Source organism: Thermococcus gammatolerans EJ3, from assembly GCF_000022365.1.
In the GTDB taxonomy this organism is placed as follows: domain Archaea; phylum Methanobacteriota_B; class Thermococci; order Thermococcales; family Thermococcaceae; genus Thermococcus; species Thermococcus gammatolerans.
This window is the reverse complement of record NC_012804.1, coordinates 844,877-857,994: the sequence shown is the minus strand read 5'-3', so window position 1 is coordinate 857,994 and position 13,118 is coordinate 844,877. Positions and strand designations below refer to the sequence as shown.

14 protein-coding genes and 1 tRNA gene are annotated in these 13,118 nt (G+C 51.4%); 8 read left to right on the top strand and 7 right to left on the bottom strand.

What is annotated here, in order from left to right; genetic code table 11:
* Positions 1 to 27: 27 nt before the first annotated feature.
* From TGAM_RS04715 to TGAM_RS04705, 3 genes are all read left to right on the top strand, one after another.
* Positions 28 to 105: transfer RNA gene (locus TGAM_RS04715), tRNA-Val, on the top strand.
* 141 nt (positions 106 to 246) lie between these two features.
* Positions 247 to 2,634, top strand: coding sequence for a CGP-CTERM sorting domain-containing protein (locus TGAM_RS04710; protein ID WP_238516267.1), 2,388 nt, complete (start codon positions 247 to 249; stop codon positions 2,632 to 2,634).
* Between the two features lie 33 nt (positions 2,635 to 2,667).
* Positions 2,668 to 3,165 carry an HIT family protein gene (locus TGAM_RS04705; RefSeq protein WP_015858539.1) on the top strand — a complete coding sequence of 166 codons (498 nt, stop codon included), beginning with the start codon at positions 2,668 to 2,670 and terminating at the stop codon, positions 3,163 to 3,165.
* Here TGAM_RS04705 and TGAM_RS04700 read toward each other — a convergent pair.
* The 6 genes from TGAM_RS04700 to gatD form a co-directional block, all read right to left on the bottom strand.
* The gene (locus TGAM_RS04700; protein WP_015858538.1) at positions 3,162 to 3,839 is read right to left on the bottom strand and encodes a hypothetical protein; all 678 of its coding nucleotides are present in this window, start codon (positions 3,837 to 3,839) and stop codon (positions 3,162 to 3,164) included. The genes TGAM_RS04705 and TGAM_RS04700 overlap by 4 nt on opposite strands.
* 75 nt (positions 3,840 to 3,914) lie before the next feature.
* Positions 3,915 to 4,979, bottom strand: coding sequence for a glycosyltransferase (locus TGAM_RS04695; RefSeq protein ID WP_015858537.1), 1,065 nt, complete (start codon positions 4,977 to 4,979; stop codon positions 3,915 to 3,917).
* Positions 4,980 to 5,214: 235 nt separating this feature from the next.
* Complete coding sequence (gene gatE, locus TGAM_RS04690; protein ID WP_015858536.1) at positions 5,215 to 7,101, bottom strand: Glu-tRNA(Gln) amidotransferase subunit GatE; 1,887 nt, start codon at positions 7,099 to 7,101, stop codon at positions 5,215 to 5,217.
* Positions 7,098 to 7,592, bottom strand: coding sequence for a type II toxin-antitoxin system VapC family toxin (locus TGAM_RS04685; protein ID WP_238516257.1), 495 nt, complete (start codon positions 7,590 to 7,592; stop codon positions 7,098 to 7,100). The genes gatE and TGAM_RS04685 overlap by 4 nt, the downstream gene beginning before the upstream one ends.
* The gene (locus tag TGAM_RS04680) at positions 7,537 to 7,743 is read right to left on the bottom strand and encodes an antitoxin family protein (RefSeq protein WP_048811142.1); all 207 of its coding nucleotides are present in this window, start codon (positions 7,741 to 7,743) and stop codon (positions 7,537 to 7,539) included. The genes TGAM_RS04685 and TGAM_RS04680 overlap by 56 nt, the downstream gene beginning before the upstream one ends.
* The gene (gene gatD, locus TGAM_RS04675) at positions 7,743 to 9,062 is read right to left on the bottom strand and encodes a Glu-tRNA(Gln) amidotransferase subunit GatD (RefSeq protein WP_015858533.1); all 1,320 of its coding nucleotides are present in this window, start codon (positions 9,060 to 9,062) and stop codon (positions 7,743 to 7,745) included. The genes TGAM_RS04680 and gatD overlap by 1 nt, the downstream gene beginning before the upstream one ends.
* A gap of 92 nt (positions 9,063 to 9,154) precedes the next feature.
* Between gatD and TGAM_RS04670 the strand changes: the two genes are divergently transcribed.
* Genes TGAM_RS04670 through TGAM_RS04650 form a run of 5 tightly spaced genes read left to right on the top strand, consistent with a single transcriptional unit; the run spans position 9,155 to position 11,732 of the window.
* Positions 9,155 to 9,775, top strand: coding sequence for a translin family protein (locus TGAM_RS04670; protein ID WP_015858532.1), 621 nt, complete (start codon positions 9,155 to 9,157; stop codon positions 9,773 to 9,775).
* The gene (locus TGAM_RS04665; RefSeq protein WP_048811141.1) at positions 9,768 to 10,355 is read left to right on the top strand and encodes an endonuclease V; all 588 of its coding nucleotides are present in this window, start codon (positions 9,768 to 9,770) and stop codon (positions 10,353 to 10,355) included. Before TGAM_RS04670 ends, TGAM_RS04665 begins: the two co-directional genes overlap by 8 nt.
* Positions 10,327 to 10,971, top strand: coding sequence for a DUF120 domain-containing protein (locus TGAM_RS04660; RefSeq protein ID WP_015858530.1), 645 nt, complete (start codon positions 10,327 to 10,329; stop codon positions 10,969 to 10,971). Before TGAM_RS04665 ends, TGAM_RS04660 begins: the two co-directional genes overlap by 29 nt.
* Positions 10,968 to 11,486, top strand: coding sequence for a hypothetical protein (locus TGAM_RS04655; protein WP_015858529.1), 519 nt, complete (start codon positions 10,968 to 10,970; stop codon positions 11,484 to 11,486). The genes TGAM_RS04660 and TGAM_RS04655 overlap by 4 nt, the downstream gene beginning before the upstream one ends.
* Positions 11,487 to 11,522: 36 nt before the next feature.
* On the top strand, positions 11,523 to 11,732 hold the full coding sequence (locus tag TGAM_RS04650) for a PRC-barrel domain-containing protein (RefSeq protein ID WP_014121397.1): 210 nt from the start codon (positions 11,523 to 11,525) through the stop codon (positions 11,730 to 11,732).
* Positions 11,733 to 11,751: 19 nt separating this feature from the next.
* Here the strand turns inward: TGAM_RS04650 and TGAM_RS04645 are convergent, their stop codons facing one another.
* Positions 11,752 to 13,101, bottom strand: coding sequence for a hypothetical protein (locus TGAM_RS04645; RefSeq protein WP_015858528.1), 1,350 nt, complete (start codon positions 13,099 to 13,101; stop codon positions 11,752 to 11,754).
* Positions 13,102 to 13,118: the final 17 nt, after the last annotated feature.

Here is a 13,118-nt window from a genome sequence, read left to right as displayed (position 1 = left end):
ACCCGGCCTTTCCTCCAATAACCGGGCGGGCCCGTGGTCTAGTCTGGTTATGACGCCGCCCTCACGAGGCGGAGGTCCGGGGTTCGAAGCCCCGCGGGCCCACCAGCTTTATTGGGCAGCAATTCACAGTTTTCTGGTCAACTGTAATCCGTGGGACATTCTGATTATGTTTAAAAGTTGAGGCCTAACATTCTGATTTTGGAAAGTTTTTTAAGGTCATCCATAGTACTAACAACGGTGGGAATTATGAGAAGACAGAGAGTAACGGCTATTGCGTGGGTTCTGATTGTATTTGTGACACTTATTCCAAGTGTTAATGCACGCTCCCTGCATCCGATTGAGAACCCCGCTAAATATGAACACCAGATAATATGGGTGGGCGAACTCGGGGATAATCTTGCAGTTCTTACCTCCGGCCAAGGAACGCTTCTTTTGCTGGTTTCTGATGATGGAACTCTCCAAAAGGCCATTGGATACGAGGATTTCATTGCAGAGGACGCGGTTTCTCTTGGGAGCAACCTCTACGTGCTCACAGTTGACGGAGAGGTTGTCGAGATAAACGAGACCGGCGGAATTCTCAAGGCGGCCAAGCCCGAGACTATAAATCTGGCCGTTAAGGGCATAAGGATGGCCAAATCTGGGAAATTTATATACGTCCTCTGGTCTGGAAACGGCCTGTACCTCAGCCAGTTGCTACCGGATTTGAGTGTAGAATGGACTGTGGAACTTGAAACGGAAAATAGTGTTCTAACAGTGAATCAACTGGGTTCAAACTTTGACGTGATCCCAACCCCATTTGGAATATACGTCCTAAAAAGTATCCCAGGCGTTTTCACTAGAATAATTTTTGTTGCTCCTAACGGAAAATTGAACTGGAGCGCTCAGATTGAAGGGATGACCGGCATTTATGGAGCGGGAAACGGGGATCTCATTTACCTAATCGGCACGGTTCCCACCAGTGATGGATGCACCCTCGGAATTGTGGACCTTCGGCCAGGGAGATTGGGGCCGATAATAGCGGGAACCTCCAGTAGGGAACTCCAGACAGAGTTCAGCATTGAGTACTCCGTTAAGACCAAGAACGAAAAATCCGCCATTCTGACCCCTGAGTCAATCACTTTCTCTAATGAGAACCTCGCAGTGCTTCTGAGAAGCGAGAAAGGGGACACCTATGTCATGGAGTTCTCAAAGTGGGGGAAGTTCCTAAGAGGCATTTACCTCGGTGAGAGGAACCCCGGAAAGTTAGGCGGGTACAAGGGAAACATTGCAATCGCTTCAACATCCCGGGACGGAATAAACATCTACATGCTCTCCAAAGACATGAAACTGAAATGGGCAAAAACGTTCCTGAAAGGGTTCACCATAGAAAGGATCGTTCTCAACGATGGATACTGTGTGCACATAAAGACGAGCTCCTGGCCGTGGGGATATATCCTCCACTATTCATCCAACGGAACCCTTGAGAACGCCTTCAGGATACCGAGCGAACACGTGGTTGAAGGAATGGTCCCTTATGGGGGCAGCGTCTACGTTATGCTGTCCCATAACGGGAGCGAAAGTCTTGAGGATTTAATGGGCGAGAGATCATATAAGCCACCAAGAAAGCGGGAGGCCGTTGATCCGTATCCCACTGGAGGAAGCTTTCTCAGTGGTACAAGAAATGGGCTACTCGTGAAATTCCACACCTCCTACTGGCCGTATTCTATGGAATCTCCGGGCGAGTTCAAAGAGTTGGTGATGCCTTTGAAGGCACTTTTCAGGGGGCCCATAACAGGAGGAATTAGAGAAGACAATCAGACGATACTGTGGAGCAACGGGTATCTAATAGTCATCGAGGACAAGAAGTTTGAGACCGCCCGGAGATATTCTATATCAGGGGGCAGGATTCTAAAGGCCTTCCACTTCAACGGGACGGTAATCACAATCGTGAAAAGTGGTGGGATGCTCTGCCTTATAACCCTAGAAAACGGCGGCTCGTACACGGTCAAAACGTTGGGATTCAGCGAGGGAGAGAACGTCTCTATCTCGAAAGCCCCCGGACTGTTGGTAATCCTCACGAAAGAGTACGACCAGTTTTTAGGCATAAACCAGACGAAGATCATTCTGATTGGCAAAAACGGCAATATGAAGGAGGCAACAGTTTATAGGCCCCTCCTGGGAATTCTCAAAGCTACTAACTCCACGGTTCTCGCATACGACAGAAACGGAATTATTGAGGTGGAGATTCAGAATAAACCGCCAGCCCTCTCCGAATGTAACTGGGTGGAGGTATCCAAAGACGCCATTGGAGTGAAGATCGAAAACGGCAAGTTACAGGAGTCCAAGATGACCCTCAGCAGGATTTCCCCTGAGAAGTTCTACGAAGAAGCCTACTATCAGGAACTCGACCACATCACGACGAAGGCCATTATGGTGAAGGAGCGCACTTTCACACCACACTATAAAATTCTTCCTGCAAACGGCACGAAAGTCATTGTTAAGTTCACCCGAGTTTCTCCTGAAAATGGAATAGTACTCTACCGGACCAAAGCTCACAGAAAGAGCACTCACGGAATCTGCGGACCAGCAACCTTCCTTCTCTTTGCAGTTGTTCCCCTCCTCCGCAGGATTCACGGATCCCAGGAAACTTTTTAACCCCTCTATTTATTCCCTTCCGGAGGTGAGAGGTTGAAGATCCTGTGGGCCCCTTGGAGGATAGAATACATACGCTCCCCCAAGCATAAGGGCTGCATATTCTGCGACTTTCCAAGAGAAAACCGCGACAGGGAAAGGCTCATTCTTTACAGGGGAGAACACAGCTTCGTTATAATGAACAACTATCCCTACAACCCAGGGCACGTTATGATAGCCCCCTACCGGCACATCGGAAGATGGGAGGATTTGAGGGACGAGGAGTTGCTTGAGATAATGAAACTCTCACAGCTGATGATCAGGGCAATAAAAAAGGCTATGAACCCGGATGGCTTCAATATGGGCGTTAACCTCGGTAGAGTCGCCGGCGCAGGAATTGACGACCACGTTCACCTGCACATAGTGCCGCGCTGGAATGGTGACACGAACTTCATGCCCGTCATAGCGGACACCAAGGTTATCCCAGAGTCGCTGCAAGAGGCCTACGACGAGCTAAAAAAAGCAATAGGGGAAGTACTAAAAGAGGGCATCTAGTTCCTCTTTACCCTTATTCTGAACCTTTTCTCAAGGGGTAGATCCTTGAATAGATCCTCATCAACTTCAAGAACCGGTATCTCTGTCCGAACCGTTGTCTTCCTGCCCGAAGGCTCAATAACCTCAACTTCGACGAGGTTTCCCTCGTGTACTCTGCCCTTCAAAACCGTACCGTCCTCTGAAGTGCACTCAACCAAGAAATCACCGCCCATCTCCATAGCGGTTTTCTTAAAGAGGGAGCACACGGTTTTAAAATCTAAATACCCCTCATCACCGGTTAGAGTGAGCGGACACATCTCTGCGGAACAGAACTCCTTCACAGCGTTGGCAATTCCATTCACGAACTTCTGGAGAGGCTTCCCCATGATGAGCTCCGCAAAGCCTGACCAGCTGGCGATGACCTTCAAATGCTTCCCCTCCATCTCAAAGACTACTGTCAGTATGCCCCTGTCCCCTGTGAAAGTATAGACCGCGCGGTTCTCTTGGACGGCAACGCTAAGCTTGAACTCGTAGCCTATCTTCGCCATAAAACGGGGAACATTAAACCTGACGGTGTCTCCCTCGATGCTCTCGAAGTAGGGGAAGAAAGGAAGCGTTTTCTCGGGTTTACTGATTACTCTAACGACCACGTCCCAGTTATAGGGAAGATCAACTTCACATGTCTTTGTTTTCATTTAGACTCACCATAAAAATTCCAGCAAACCCATAAAAAGAGTTTCCTAAACTAAGGGTTTTTAACCCCCATTCTGCTAATTCCACTCCGATGGTGTCTTCTTTCCGAAGGCATATAGGATTAAGCCGTAGATGTGCAGACTGAGATAAAAGGCCGCCCAGAACCACAGAATAACCGGGAAGAGAGCAACCTCTACGAGCATACCACCCTCAACCCTGACTATCAAATACATCATGAGCCATTCAAGAACCAGAAATATCAATAGCAAGGACCACTTTCCAGCCATAAGCGCGGCCAAGGGGAAGAGAACGTCCAAGAGAGCAACGAGATCACTCATAATGAAAACCAGTTTTTCTTTGAATGGCTTTGAGGAGAGTTTCGGCAGGTCACCGAGGAACCACCTCCTCCGTTGCCTCCACAGAGCCCCTAACCCGGAGGGCATTCGAACCCACACCCTCGCCCCCGGGGCGTAAACCACCCGCCCGATTTTCTTCAGGGCCAGCGTGGTTGCATAGTCCTCAACGAGATCATTGACGAAGCCCCCAATCTTAAGCAGAGACCTTTTCCTGAAGGCCGAGATAGGCCCGGGGGCAAGGCTGAGGTTCTCAAGCTCCTTAGCCCTTCGGAAAGTCGCTATCCTCAGGTGCTCAATATCCTGGGCGAGCTCAAGGAAAGTCTCTCCCCGAACTCTCACCTGGCCGCCAACCGCGGCAATGTCATCGGAATAAAACCTCTCAACAAGCCGTGAAACGGCGTTTTTCTCAAGGAGACCATCTGCGTCGATTGTAACGATGATTTCTCCAGCGGAGAATTCAAGCCCCACGTTTAAAGCCCTAGTTTTTCCTCCATGATTAATTCTAATGACCCTGAGCCTCTCATCCTTGATCGAGAGGGCTTTTTCGTAGGTTCCATCGGTGCTACCGTCGTCCACTACGATTACCTCAAAGTTTGGGTAATCCTGGGAGAGGGCAGCCTTAACCGCATCCTCGATGTTCTCCTCCTCGTTGTATGCGGGAATAACGACGCTAACCATTGGGCTCCACTCCCGCGTGGGATAGGCTCTTCTGAGACTGAGCAGGTAGCGGAGGAAGAAGTAGCCGTCCCAGAGCAGGATGAGGGAGAGGAGGATCTCAGCCAACATCTTTCACGGGTAGGAGGAGATTTTTAAAAGCCTAACCCCAAACCACCTCGGGGATGATGAGCAATTTCCCTCACTCTGAGTCGTGATGAGGAGCCGATGCTCTGACCATTCCAGTTCTCTTTAATTTGCCTGAGAAACCTAAAACCTAATAGGGCAAACATGAAAGCATTCCAGAAGAACCCTGAAGGACTCATCTTAACCATTGAGAGAAAAGTAAGAAAAGAAACTTAAAACTTTAGCTCAGCTCCTGAATCTTCCTTCTCACCAGGGTGCTCACGAGCTTGCCGTCGGCCCTTCCACGAAGCTTCGCCATTGCCCTTCCCATTATCATGCCCATCGCTCCCATGCCCTTCGCCTTGATGACCTCGATGTTCTGCTGGACGACCTCGTCTATGATGCGCTCAACTTCCTCTTCGCTGAGCAGGGTTAGTCCCTTCTCCTCTGCCACCTGGGCGGCGCTCTTCTCCGGGTGGAGTGCGAGCTCCTTGAATATCTCCTCGAAGGCCTCTTTGGCTATCTTGCCCTCGGTGTAGAGCTGGAAGGCCTCTCTGATGTGGTCGTCCGTGATGTTTTCAATTGGAACTTCCTTCTTGAGGCCCTTGAGGACGACCACGAGGATTGAAGCGGCCAGCGAGGGTTTTACGCCCTTCTTCACGAGCTCCTCGAAGAGCTCGTCGCGCTCGTCGTTAACGAGGGTCTCGGCCAAGCTCTTGTCAATCCTGTACTCCTTCACGTAGCGCTCGACCCTCTCCTGCGGGAGCTCTGGGAGGTTTGCCTTAATCCTCTCTTTCTCCTCAGGCGGGATGAAAATCGAGGGTATGTCAGTCTCGGGGTACATCCTCGCCTTTCCGGGGAGCGGGCGCATGTACTGGGTGTTTCCGTCCGGCAGGGCCCTCCTCGTCTCCTCTGGGACGCCCTCGATAGCTTCCCTTGCGCGCTTGATGACCTCGCGGAGGGCTTTCTTCGCAGTCTCCTCATCGGCGGCAACCAGCACGAAGGCGTCGAGCTCTCCGAGGCCGAGTTTTTCAATAACTGCATTAACCTCTTTTTCTGTAATTCCATAATTCGGTAATTCATCGATGTGGAAGATGCCCTTCACGTACTTCTTCGCCCTGTCGGCCATCTCGGTGCCAAGCCTCCTGCCGGGCTGGATTTCTCTGCCGATTAAACCCCTGAACTTCGGCAGTTTGACGGCCAAAACATTCCCGCCCTTCTTTATCGTCCGCGCGATTATCTTAGACTCAGTGTTCTCGAAGACGTCGGTAACGTCGTAGAACTCCTCCTTAATGTCCTCGGGCCTAACGCCCCTCTCGCGGAGCTCGTCGCGGATTTTGAGTAAGTTGAGCTGTCTCTCCACTTCCCTCTCGATGATGAGCGGAATCATGTCGAGCTCCTGCACACCTTTAATCTCAACGCGGGCGCCACCTTTAATCGAGACGTTCAAATCCTGCCTTATCGTTCCAAGACCGCGCTTGACCTTCCGAGTTGCCCTCAGGGCATCGCCGATGTATTTAGCGACCACCTTGGCCTGCTCCGGGTGGTGTATGTCTGGGGTCGTGCTTATCTCAACGAGCGGAATACCGAGGCGGTCAAGGCGGTAGATTACCTCCTTCTCCTTCCTCTCGACGATTCTGCAGGCGTCCTCCTCAAGGCATATCGTCGGGATCCCAACGCTTCCCCAAGGCGTGTCAACTTTCCCATCGAGCGCTATTATCGCCGTCCTCTGGAAGCCGGAGACGTTCGAGCCGTCGATGACGATTTTACGCATGAAGTGAACCTCGTCAACGGGCTTGGCGTTCAGCAGGTAGGCAATCTGGAGGGTAACCTCAAGGGCTTCCCTGTCAGGCCCCCTCGGCGGTTCCTCGTCCATGTAAACGAGGTCGCTCAGCTCGTAGTTGCCCTCGTAGATGTACTTCCTTCCCTTCTTGAACTCCTCAAGTGCCGCGGGGTCTATCTCGCCGAGCTCGCTCATCGTGGGTCTGAGGCGCCTTTCAAAGGTGAAGTCAACCTTCTCAGTCAGCTCACTCGGGACGGGCGAGAACAGCTTTTTGGTATCGAGCTGTCTGTGAATCTCAAGGCCGACCTTAAGGCCGAGCTCTTTGTAATCGAACTTCTCGGTCATCTTAACACCTCCAGATTGGTTCTCAAAAAGTCATCGTCGAAGGTGACCAATTTTGAAATTCCATATACTTCACAAGTTGCAAGTATTAAGGCATCATTGGGCAGGAGACCATATTTTTTCCGTAAGTCCCTGCTCTTCCTGACAACTTCCTCAGTTTCTTCCAAGAACTCGAGCAATCCAGCAATGTGGAGCTCATCGAGTAGGCTGTCGAAGGTATCAACAATCTCATAAAGTGAGGGGTCTCTTTTCAGTTCTTTCTTGAGTGCATAGGTTCCTTTTTTTCCTGTTTTGGAGGTGAAATGATGGCCAAGAATGACAAAGGAAACCTCCGAATAGATGGTGGGAGTTATACACAGCTTGCACTCTCTGCTGACTCTGTCAAGGAGTTCAACTGCCCTCTGGTTTCCACTGAGGACTTCAACCCACACGTTGCTGTCAACTACCGCCAGCTCTTTCCTCGATGTACTCATAGTACTCTGCCTCCCAATCATGCTCGCTCTTCTTCAACATGCCCGCGTATTTCCTCAGGATTGGACCGGCGCTCTTCACTATGACCTCAACCTCTGTTCCCTCGGGTAGTTTGACGCTTTCTAAAGGCCTGAAGACCCCATTTTTATAAACTGCTTTAATGCCCACACTCATCACCTCAGGAACGTGTCGTACCTCGTGTAGGGCGTGATTTCGCCGGCGTAGTTCGTCAGCATTATCTTCCTTACCTCGCCTAGGTCATCGGTGTGGCCGAGGACCCACATGAGCTTGACGTAGGCCGTCTCTGGAAGCATGTCCTCACAGGGTATGGCTCCAGCCTTCAGGAGCTTTCTGCCGTTGGAGTAGACGTTGAGGTTGACCCTGCCGTAGAGGCACTGGCTGGTCACACAGACGGCAACGCCCTCCTCGACCGCGCGCTGGACGTGGGGGATGAAATCCTGCGGAACGTGGCCGAGACCGGTTCCCTCTATGACAACGCCCCTGTAGCCCTTATCAACGAGGAAGTCGAGGAGCTCACCACTGATTCCGGGGTAGATTTTCATGATTGCAACTTTCTCCTCCATCTTCGTGTCCGCTATAACTTCTCCCTCGCTCTTTCTCCTGTAGTCGTTCCTGAGGAACTCTATTCCCCCTTTCGGCCATATCTTTGCTATCGGGACGTCGTTGATGCTCCTGAAGGCGTCTCTCCTGCTGGTGTGCATCTTCCTGACCTTGGTTCCCCTATGAGCTAAACAGTAGGTGTCGCTCGTCTCGCCATGCATCACCACCATGACCTCGGCGACGTCGCTCGTCGCCATCTTAACGGCACAGGTGAGGTTCATGGCCGCGTCGCTACTCGGCCTGTCGGAGCTCCTCTGGGCCCCAACGAGGACAACCGGCTTCGTGAGGTTCCTCAGCATGAAGCTTAAAGCAGCGGAAGTGTAGGCCATCGTGTCCGTCCCGTGCGCTATTACAACGCCGTCTTCTCCACTGTTAAGGGCTTTTGCAACTTCCTCCGCTATCTTCGCCCAGTAGGCAGGCTTCATGTCCTCACTGAGGATGTTCATTATGAGCTTTGGCGTAACGTTGGCCATCTCGAATATCTCTGGGACGGCCTTCGCGAGCTCTTCGGCTGTGAAGGCAGGATGAACGGCACCTGTCTTGTAGTCAATCCTGCTCGCTATCGTTCCTCCGGTTCCAAGAATCCTGACGTTTGGGAGGCCCTTCTTCCTCGGAAGGACCTCCTTGAACTCCATCTTCGGCTTCTCAGCGGCCTTCTCAAGGATTTCAACGCTTTCGATTGCATCAATGAGAACGCCGACGTTGTAGCCGTTGTCGAGCTTTATCGTCAGCGTTTCGCCGGGCGAAAGCTCGTAGGGTGGCATCACGAGGCCCTCAAAGGTAATTTTCTCGTCCCCTTCCCTCTTGACAAGCCTCACGAGATCGCCCACTTCAAGGTTATGCCTTTTCATGAACTCCTCAACCTTTCTCATCTTCCTTCCCCCGGCACTTGCTCTCACACAACCACTATAAAACAATGCCGGGGCCCTTATAAGTTCTTTTTCCAAAATGAGTCGGTGGGAACATGAAGATCGAGGAGATAATAGAAGGCATAAGGAAAAGGCTCGATGAAGTGGATGGGGCCAGGGAGGAGGCCCTAAGGATGACGCGAGAAATCGTAAGGCTGAGCGGCGACGCCGTCAAGGCCCTCCACAGAGGAGAGATTGAGAAAGCCCGGAAAAGGCTTAAACTGGCGGGAAATCTCGTTGACGAGCTTAAAGATCTCTTATCTCCCTACCCAATGCTCTACTACTCTGGCTACGTCCAGAGCGCCCACCAGGAGTTCGTCGAGGCCAATCTTTTACTGGCGTATCTGACGGAGGAGGAGCTGCCCTCTCCCTGGGATCTTGGAGTCCCCGAGGCCGATTACCTCCTCGGTCTCGGCGACTTCATAGGGGAACTGAGGAGACACTTCCTTCATCTGCTCCTCCGGGGGGAGATAGAGAGAGCCGAGAGCGTGTACGAGTTTATGGAGAAGCTGTACGGTGAACTTATGACGCTGGAGTACCCCAAAGGCGTTGTGAACGTCAGGGCAAAGCAGGATCAGGCCAGGTACGCACTAGAAAGAACCCTCGAAGACCTCACGAGGGCAAAACTCAACAGGAGTCTTGAGGAAAAGCTGAGAGCGGCGATTGGAGATGGATAAACTCCTTAAGAGAATCGCGGAGGTTCAACTTGAACTGGCCAGGAAGATAGTAGAGAGGCCACTGCCTCTCGATGACGTCTCAACAGTCGGGGCGGTGGACGTTTCGTACAAGGGAGAGAAAGCCAGGAGCGCCTTCGTCCTCTGCAGTTTTCCTGAGTGCAGGCTTTTAAAAGCTCGAACAATTGAAACGACTGTGAGATTCCCTTACATCCCGACTTTCTTCTTTCTCCGCGAAACTAAACCTGCACTCATGGCCATCGGAAAAGAGAGGCCTGACGTTCTACTAGTTGAGGGACACGGACGGGCACATCCAAGGGGATACGGTCTGGCCTCTCACATCGGTCTGATTCTAAACGTGCCCACCATAGGGATAGCAAAGAGACTCCTCAGGAATACTCCTGAGGGCTCCTGGGCAAAGGTTGGCAAAGCCTATGTAAGCGTTGGACACCTTATAGACCTCCCCTCCGCCGTGAAGATAGTTAAGGCTTTAAGCCGAGGAGGCTACCCACTACCGCTGAAGCTGGCGGACGAACTCTCCAAGGGGAAGCGAAATGAGCGAGAGAATCGAGCTTCTGATTGAACTGGCTGAATTAGGTGCGATCGGACGGAAGAGGGAAGTAACCCTCAGGGAACTTGCCTCCCGGCTCAACACCTCACCCCAGAGCATCCTCAGGCTCCTCAGGGAAATGGAAAGGGAGGGCCTGATCTCCAGGGAAACTTCCGGCAGAAAGACACGTCTTGGCCTGACAGAAAAGGGGCTGGAAATCCTCGAAGAGCTCCACGAAAGGCTTGAAAAGGCCCTCTACTGCGGCCTCATCATCGGAGAGGTTGTCTCGGGCCTCGGAGAGGGCTCATACTACGTCCGGCTTTACAGGGACAGGATAAGGGAGTACCTCGGCTTCGATCCATTTCCGGGGACGTTGAACGTGAAAGTGCTCTTTCCCCGGACAATATTCGACGCCCTAATTGATGTTAGACCAATCCTCATCCCCGGCTTCGTTCGGGACGGCAGAACCTTCGGAGACGTTAAGGCTTATCCAGTGAGAGTAGAGGATGTAGAGGGGGCTATCGTGGTTCCCTCCCGGAGCGTTCATCCACCAAAGATAGCTGAGATAATAGCCCCTGTAAACCTCAGGGAAACCCTCAACCTGAGGGACGGTAGTAGGATCAGGATAAAGGCTGTGGGAGGTAGATGAAGTTGGAGAAACTCTTTAAAGCCGTAGCGGGGGCCGGAGTTGGTGCACTCCTCGCCTTCATCTTTGTGGTCGTGGGAATCCCCGACCTGACAGACGTCAAAACTGTACTCTGGATCTATTTACTCTTCATGATTCCACTAGGGTGGATCTTCTCGAGAAGCCGTTTTAACTTCAGAACCTCCGCCCTGAGCTATCTATCCGGGCTCGGGACGGTCTTTGCACTTGTCCTCCTTTCCCCAGTCGTCAGCTTTGGCAAGGGGGCAATTTTCATTGCTATACTGATTTCCCTGCTGATAGTCCTTTACCCCGACCCCTGCGGTGTCTTGGATGTCCTTCTCTCCGGTCCCCTCTACTTCGCTGGAACAATAACGGTAATGGCCATAGCTGGCGCCCTAGATCTCCCAGGGAACAGCATAGGCCTTTTTATGGTAACCGTCTTCATAGGTTTCCTCGGGATGATAGGTGTGGTTACCGGTGCCGCCGCGAGGCTGCTCTTCGCAAAACCGAAACCTTAAATACGATTGAAAAGCAGAATTCAGGGGGTGGTTTAAATGGTCATGAGACTGTCGAGGATATACGGAAAGCAGATCTACAACACAAAGGGGAACTACGTTGGTTACGTTGACGAGGTTTTGATAGAGATAGACACGGGCTACGGAAGGGTTCTCGCCCTCGCACTTCCGGGAGAAAAGGTTGGAATACCCTACGAGCGTGTTATTGCAATAGGCGACATAATCCTCGTCAAGGCTAAGGAGGACTGAACTGCCTCTCTTTATTCCGCTACATTTCTAGGTACTCTCTGTAATGCTCAACGCTAAAGACCCGATATGGCTCCAAAGGTTCATCTGAGGGAGTATCCGAGGATTCTACGGAAGATTGAACTTTCTGGAGGGATTTGTCATCAAACTCCATGCTTTTTATTACCCTATCAAATCGAACCACGAGTTCTTTAACAGTTGGAGGTTCGGTCTTCAGTGGTCTCGTCTTCTTGGGATCATCTATCAAAAGAGCCTCATTTTCAACCGGTATACTCTCAGTGACCACGTTGGAAGTAGTGTAAACCCTTATGATGCCATTCTCCTCCACGAACTCCTCGTCCTCCGTTGGGACGATAACGTGAACCAAGTAAGGGTAGAGCAGGGATAAAAACAGTAGGAGACCCAAAAACACCGCCTCCCCTCCAACATATCCGTAAAGGAGAAACGCCCACAGTGGCGAAGCCAGGAGAGAAACCCTTCTCATACCCTCGGCAAGAGGCCTTACCCTAACCAGCGCCAGATAAACCATCAGGAAAAGAAAGCTGAGGAGGCTCATTTTAATGCTCATCATGTATAATGAAACCGGGATCCACTCCATACCGGTCAGCCACATTTGCTTTCTGTTTTCAGGGCTCATTCGTGCTATATCAAGAGTTACTAAAATCAGCACACCAAGTATCACCGATGACCAGCTCAGAACAAGATCGGCAAGAACCTCAGACGCGGCTCTGCCGAGGTAGTAAACGAGACCAGCGGCGAAGACCTTGAATATTTTGGTCGAACCGAGCACAAGGAAGAAATAACTCACCTTGGTTATAGCCTCGGTGGCCCTTTCAGTCCTCTTAGTCCTGCCTCTGAGCAGGGAAACCAGGTAGAGGACAAGAAGGACGAGCCCCACAAAGAGTCCGAGGTAAATGAAATATTGAACTTCCTTCCAGGGGCTCCCTTTCACGTACACCGGGACATTCACGATCTCGCTTCCGTTCTTATCTGAGATTAAAAACCCAACGTGGTTAACCTTGTTGTAGTATACCCAATAAAGGCCCTCGGCTGTTTGGGGACTTGAGTCCTTGATCAACCACCCCATAAACACCCTGAGCTCTAGGGGCAAACTCCCAGATTCTCCCCTATTCAGGAAATCGCCTCTTGAATCGTACGCGTAAAGATAGGAGGATCCCGAACGTGACAGGTTTACCCCGTTTATGGAGATTACCCTCACGGAGGCGTTACCTTTGCCATAGACGTGGCAGATAAGTTCAGAGGTTTTCCCCATGTCGATCTCCTTTGGACACACGACCTTCGCCGCACTGACCCCTGGGGCGATGAAAATAAGGACAATGGTAAACACGAGCAGGTACCTAACCGCGAACATTAGTACCCCTCAGTGGG

Excerpts from the sequence above, each read along its gene's own strand:
- TGAM_RS04710 (WP_238516267.1), top strand. The coding sequence starts at position 247 with ATGAGAAGACAGAGAGTAACGGCTATTGCGTGGGTTCTGATTGTATTT.
- TGAM_RS04700 (WP_015858538.1), bottom strand. The coding sequence starts at position 3,839 with ATGAAAACAAAGACATGTGAAGTTGATCTTCCCTATAACTGGGACGTG.
- TGAM_RS04695 (WP_015858537.1), bottom strand. The coding sequence starts at position 4,979 with ATGTTGGCTGAGATCCTCCTCTCCCTCATCCTGCTCTGGGACGGCTAC.
- gatE (WP_015858536.1), bottom strand. The coding sequence starts at position 7,101 with ATGACCGAGAAGTTCGATTACAAAGAGCTCGGCCTTAAGGTCGGCCTT.
- TGAM_RS04685 (WP_238516257.1), bottom strand. The coding sequence starts at position 7,592 with ATGATTGGGAGGCAGAGTACTATGAGTACATCGAGGAAAGAGCTGGCG.
- TGAM_RS04680 (WP_048811142.1), bottom strand. The coding sequence starts at position 7,743 with ATGAGTGTGGGCATTAAAGCAGTTTATAAAAATGGGGTCTTCAGGCCT.
- gatD (WP_015858533.1), bottom strand. The coding sequence starts at position 9,062 with ATGAGAAAGGTTGAGGAGTTCATGAAAAGGCATAACCTTGAAGTGGGC.
- TGAM_RS04670 (WP_015858532.1), top strand. The coding sequence starts at position 9,155 with ATGAAGATCGAGGAGATAATAGAAGGCATAAGGAAAAGGCTCGATGAA.
- TGAM_RS04665 (WP_048811141.1), top strand. The coding sequence starts at position 9,768 with ATGGATAAACTCCTTAAGAGAATCGCGGAGGTTCAACTTGAACTGGCC.
- TGAM_RS04660 (WP_015858530.1), top strand. The coding sequence starts at position 10,327 with ATGAGCGAGAGAATCGAGCTTCTGATTGAACTGGCTGAATTAGGTGCG.
- TGAM_RS04655 (WP_015858529.1), top strand. The coding sequence starts at position 10,968 with ATGAAGTTGGAGAAACTCTTTAAAGCCGTAGCGGGGGCCGGAGTTGGT.
- TGAM_RS04650 (WP_014121397.1), top strand. The coding sequence starts at position 11,523 with ATGGTCATGAGACTGTCGAGGATATACGGAAAGCAGATCTACAACACA.
- TGAM_RS04645 (WP_015858528.1), bottom strand. The coding sequence starts at position 13,101 with ATGTTCGCGGTTAGGTACCTGCTCGTGTTTACCATTGTCCTTATTTTC.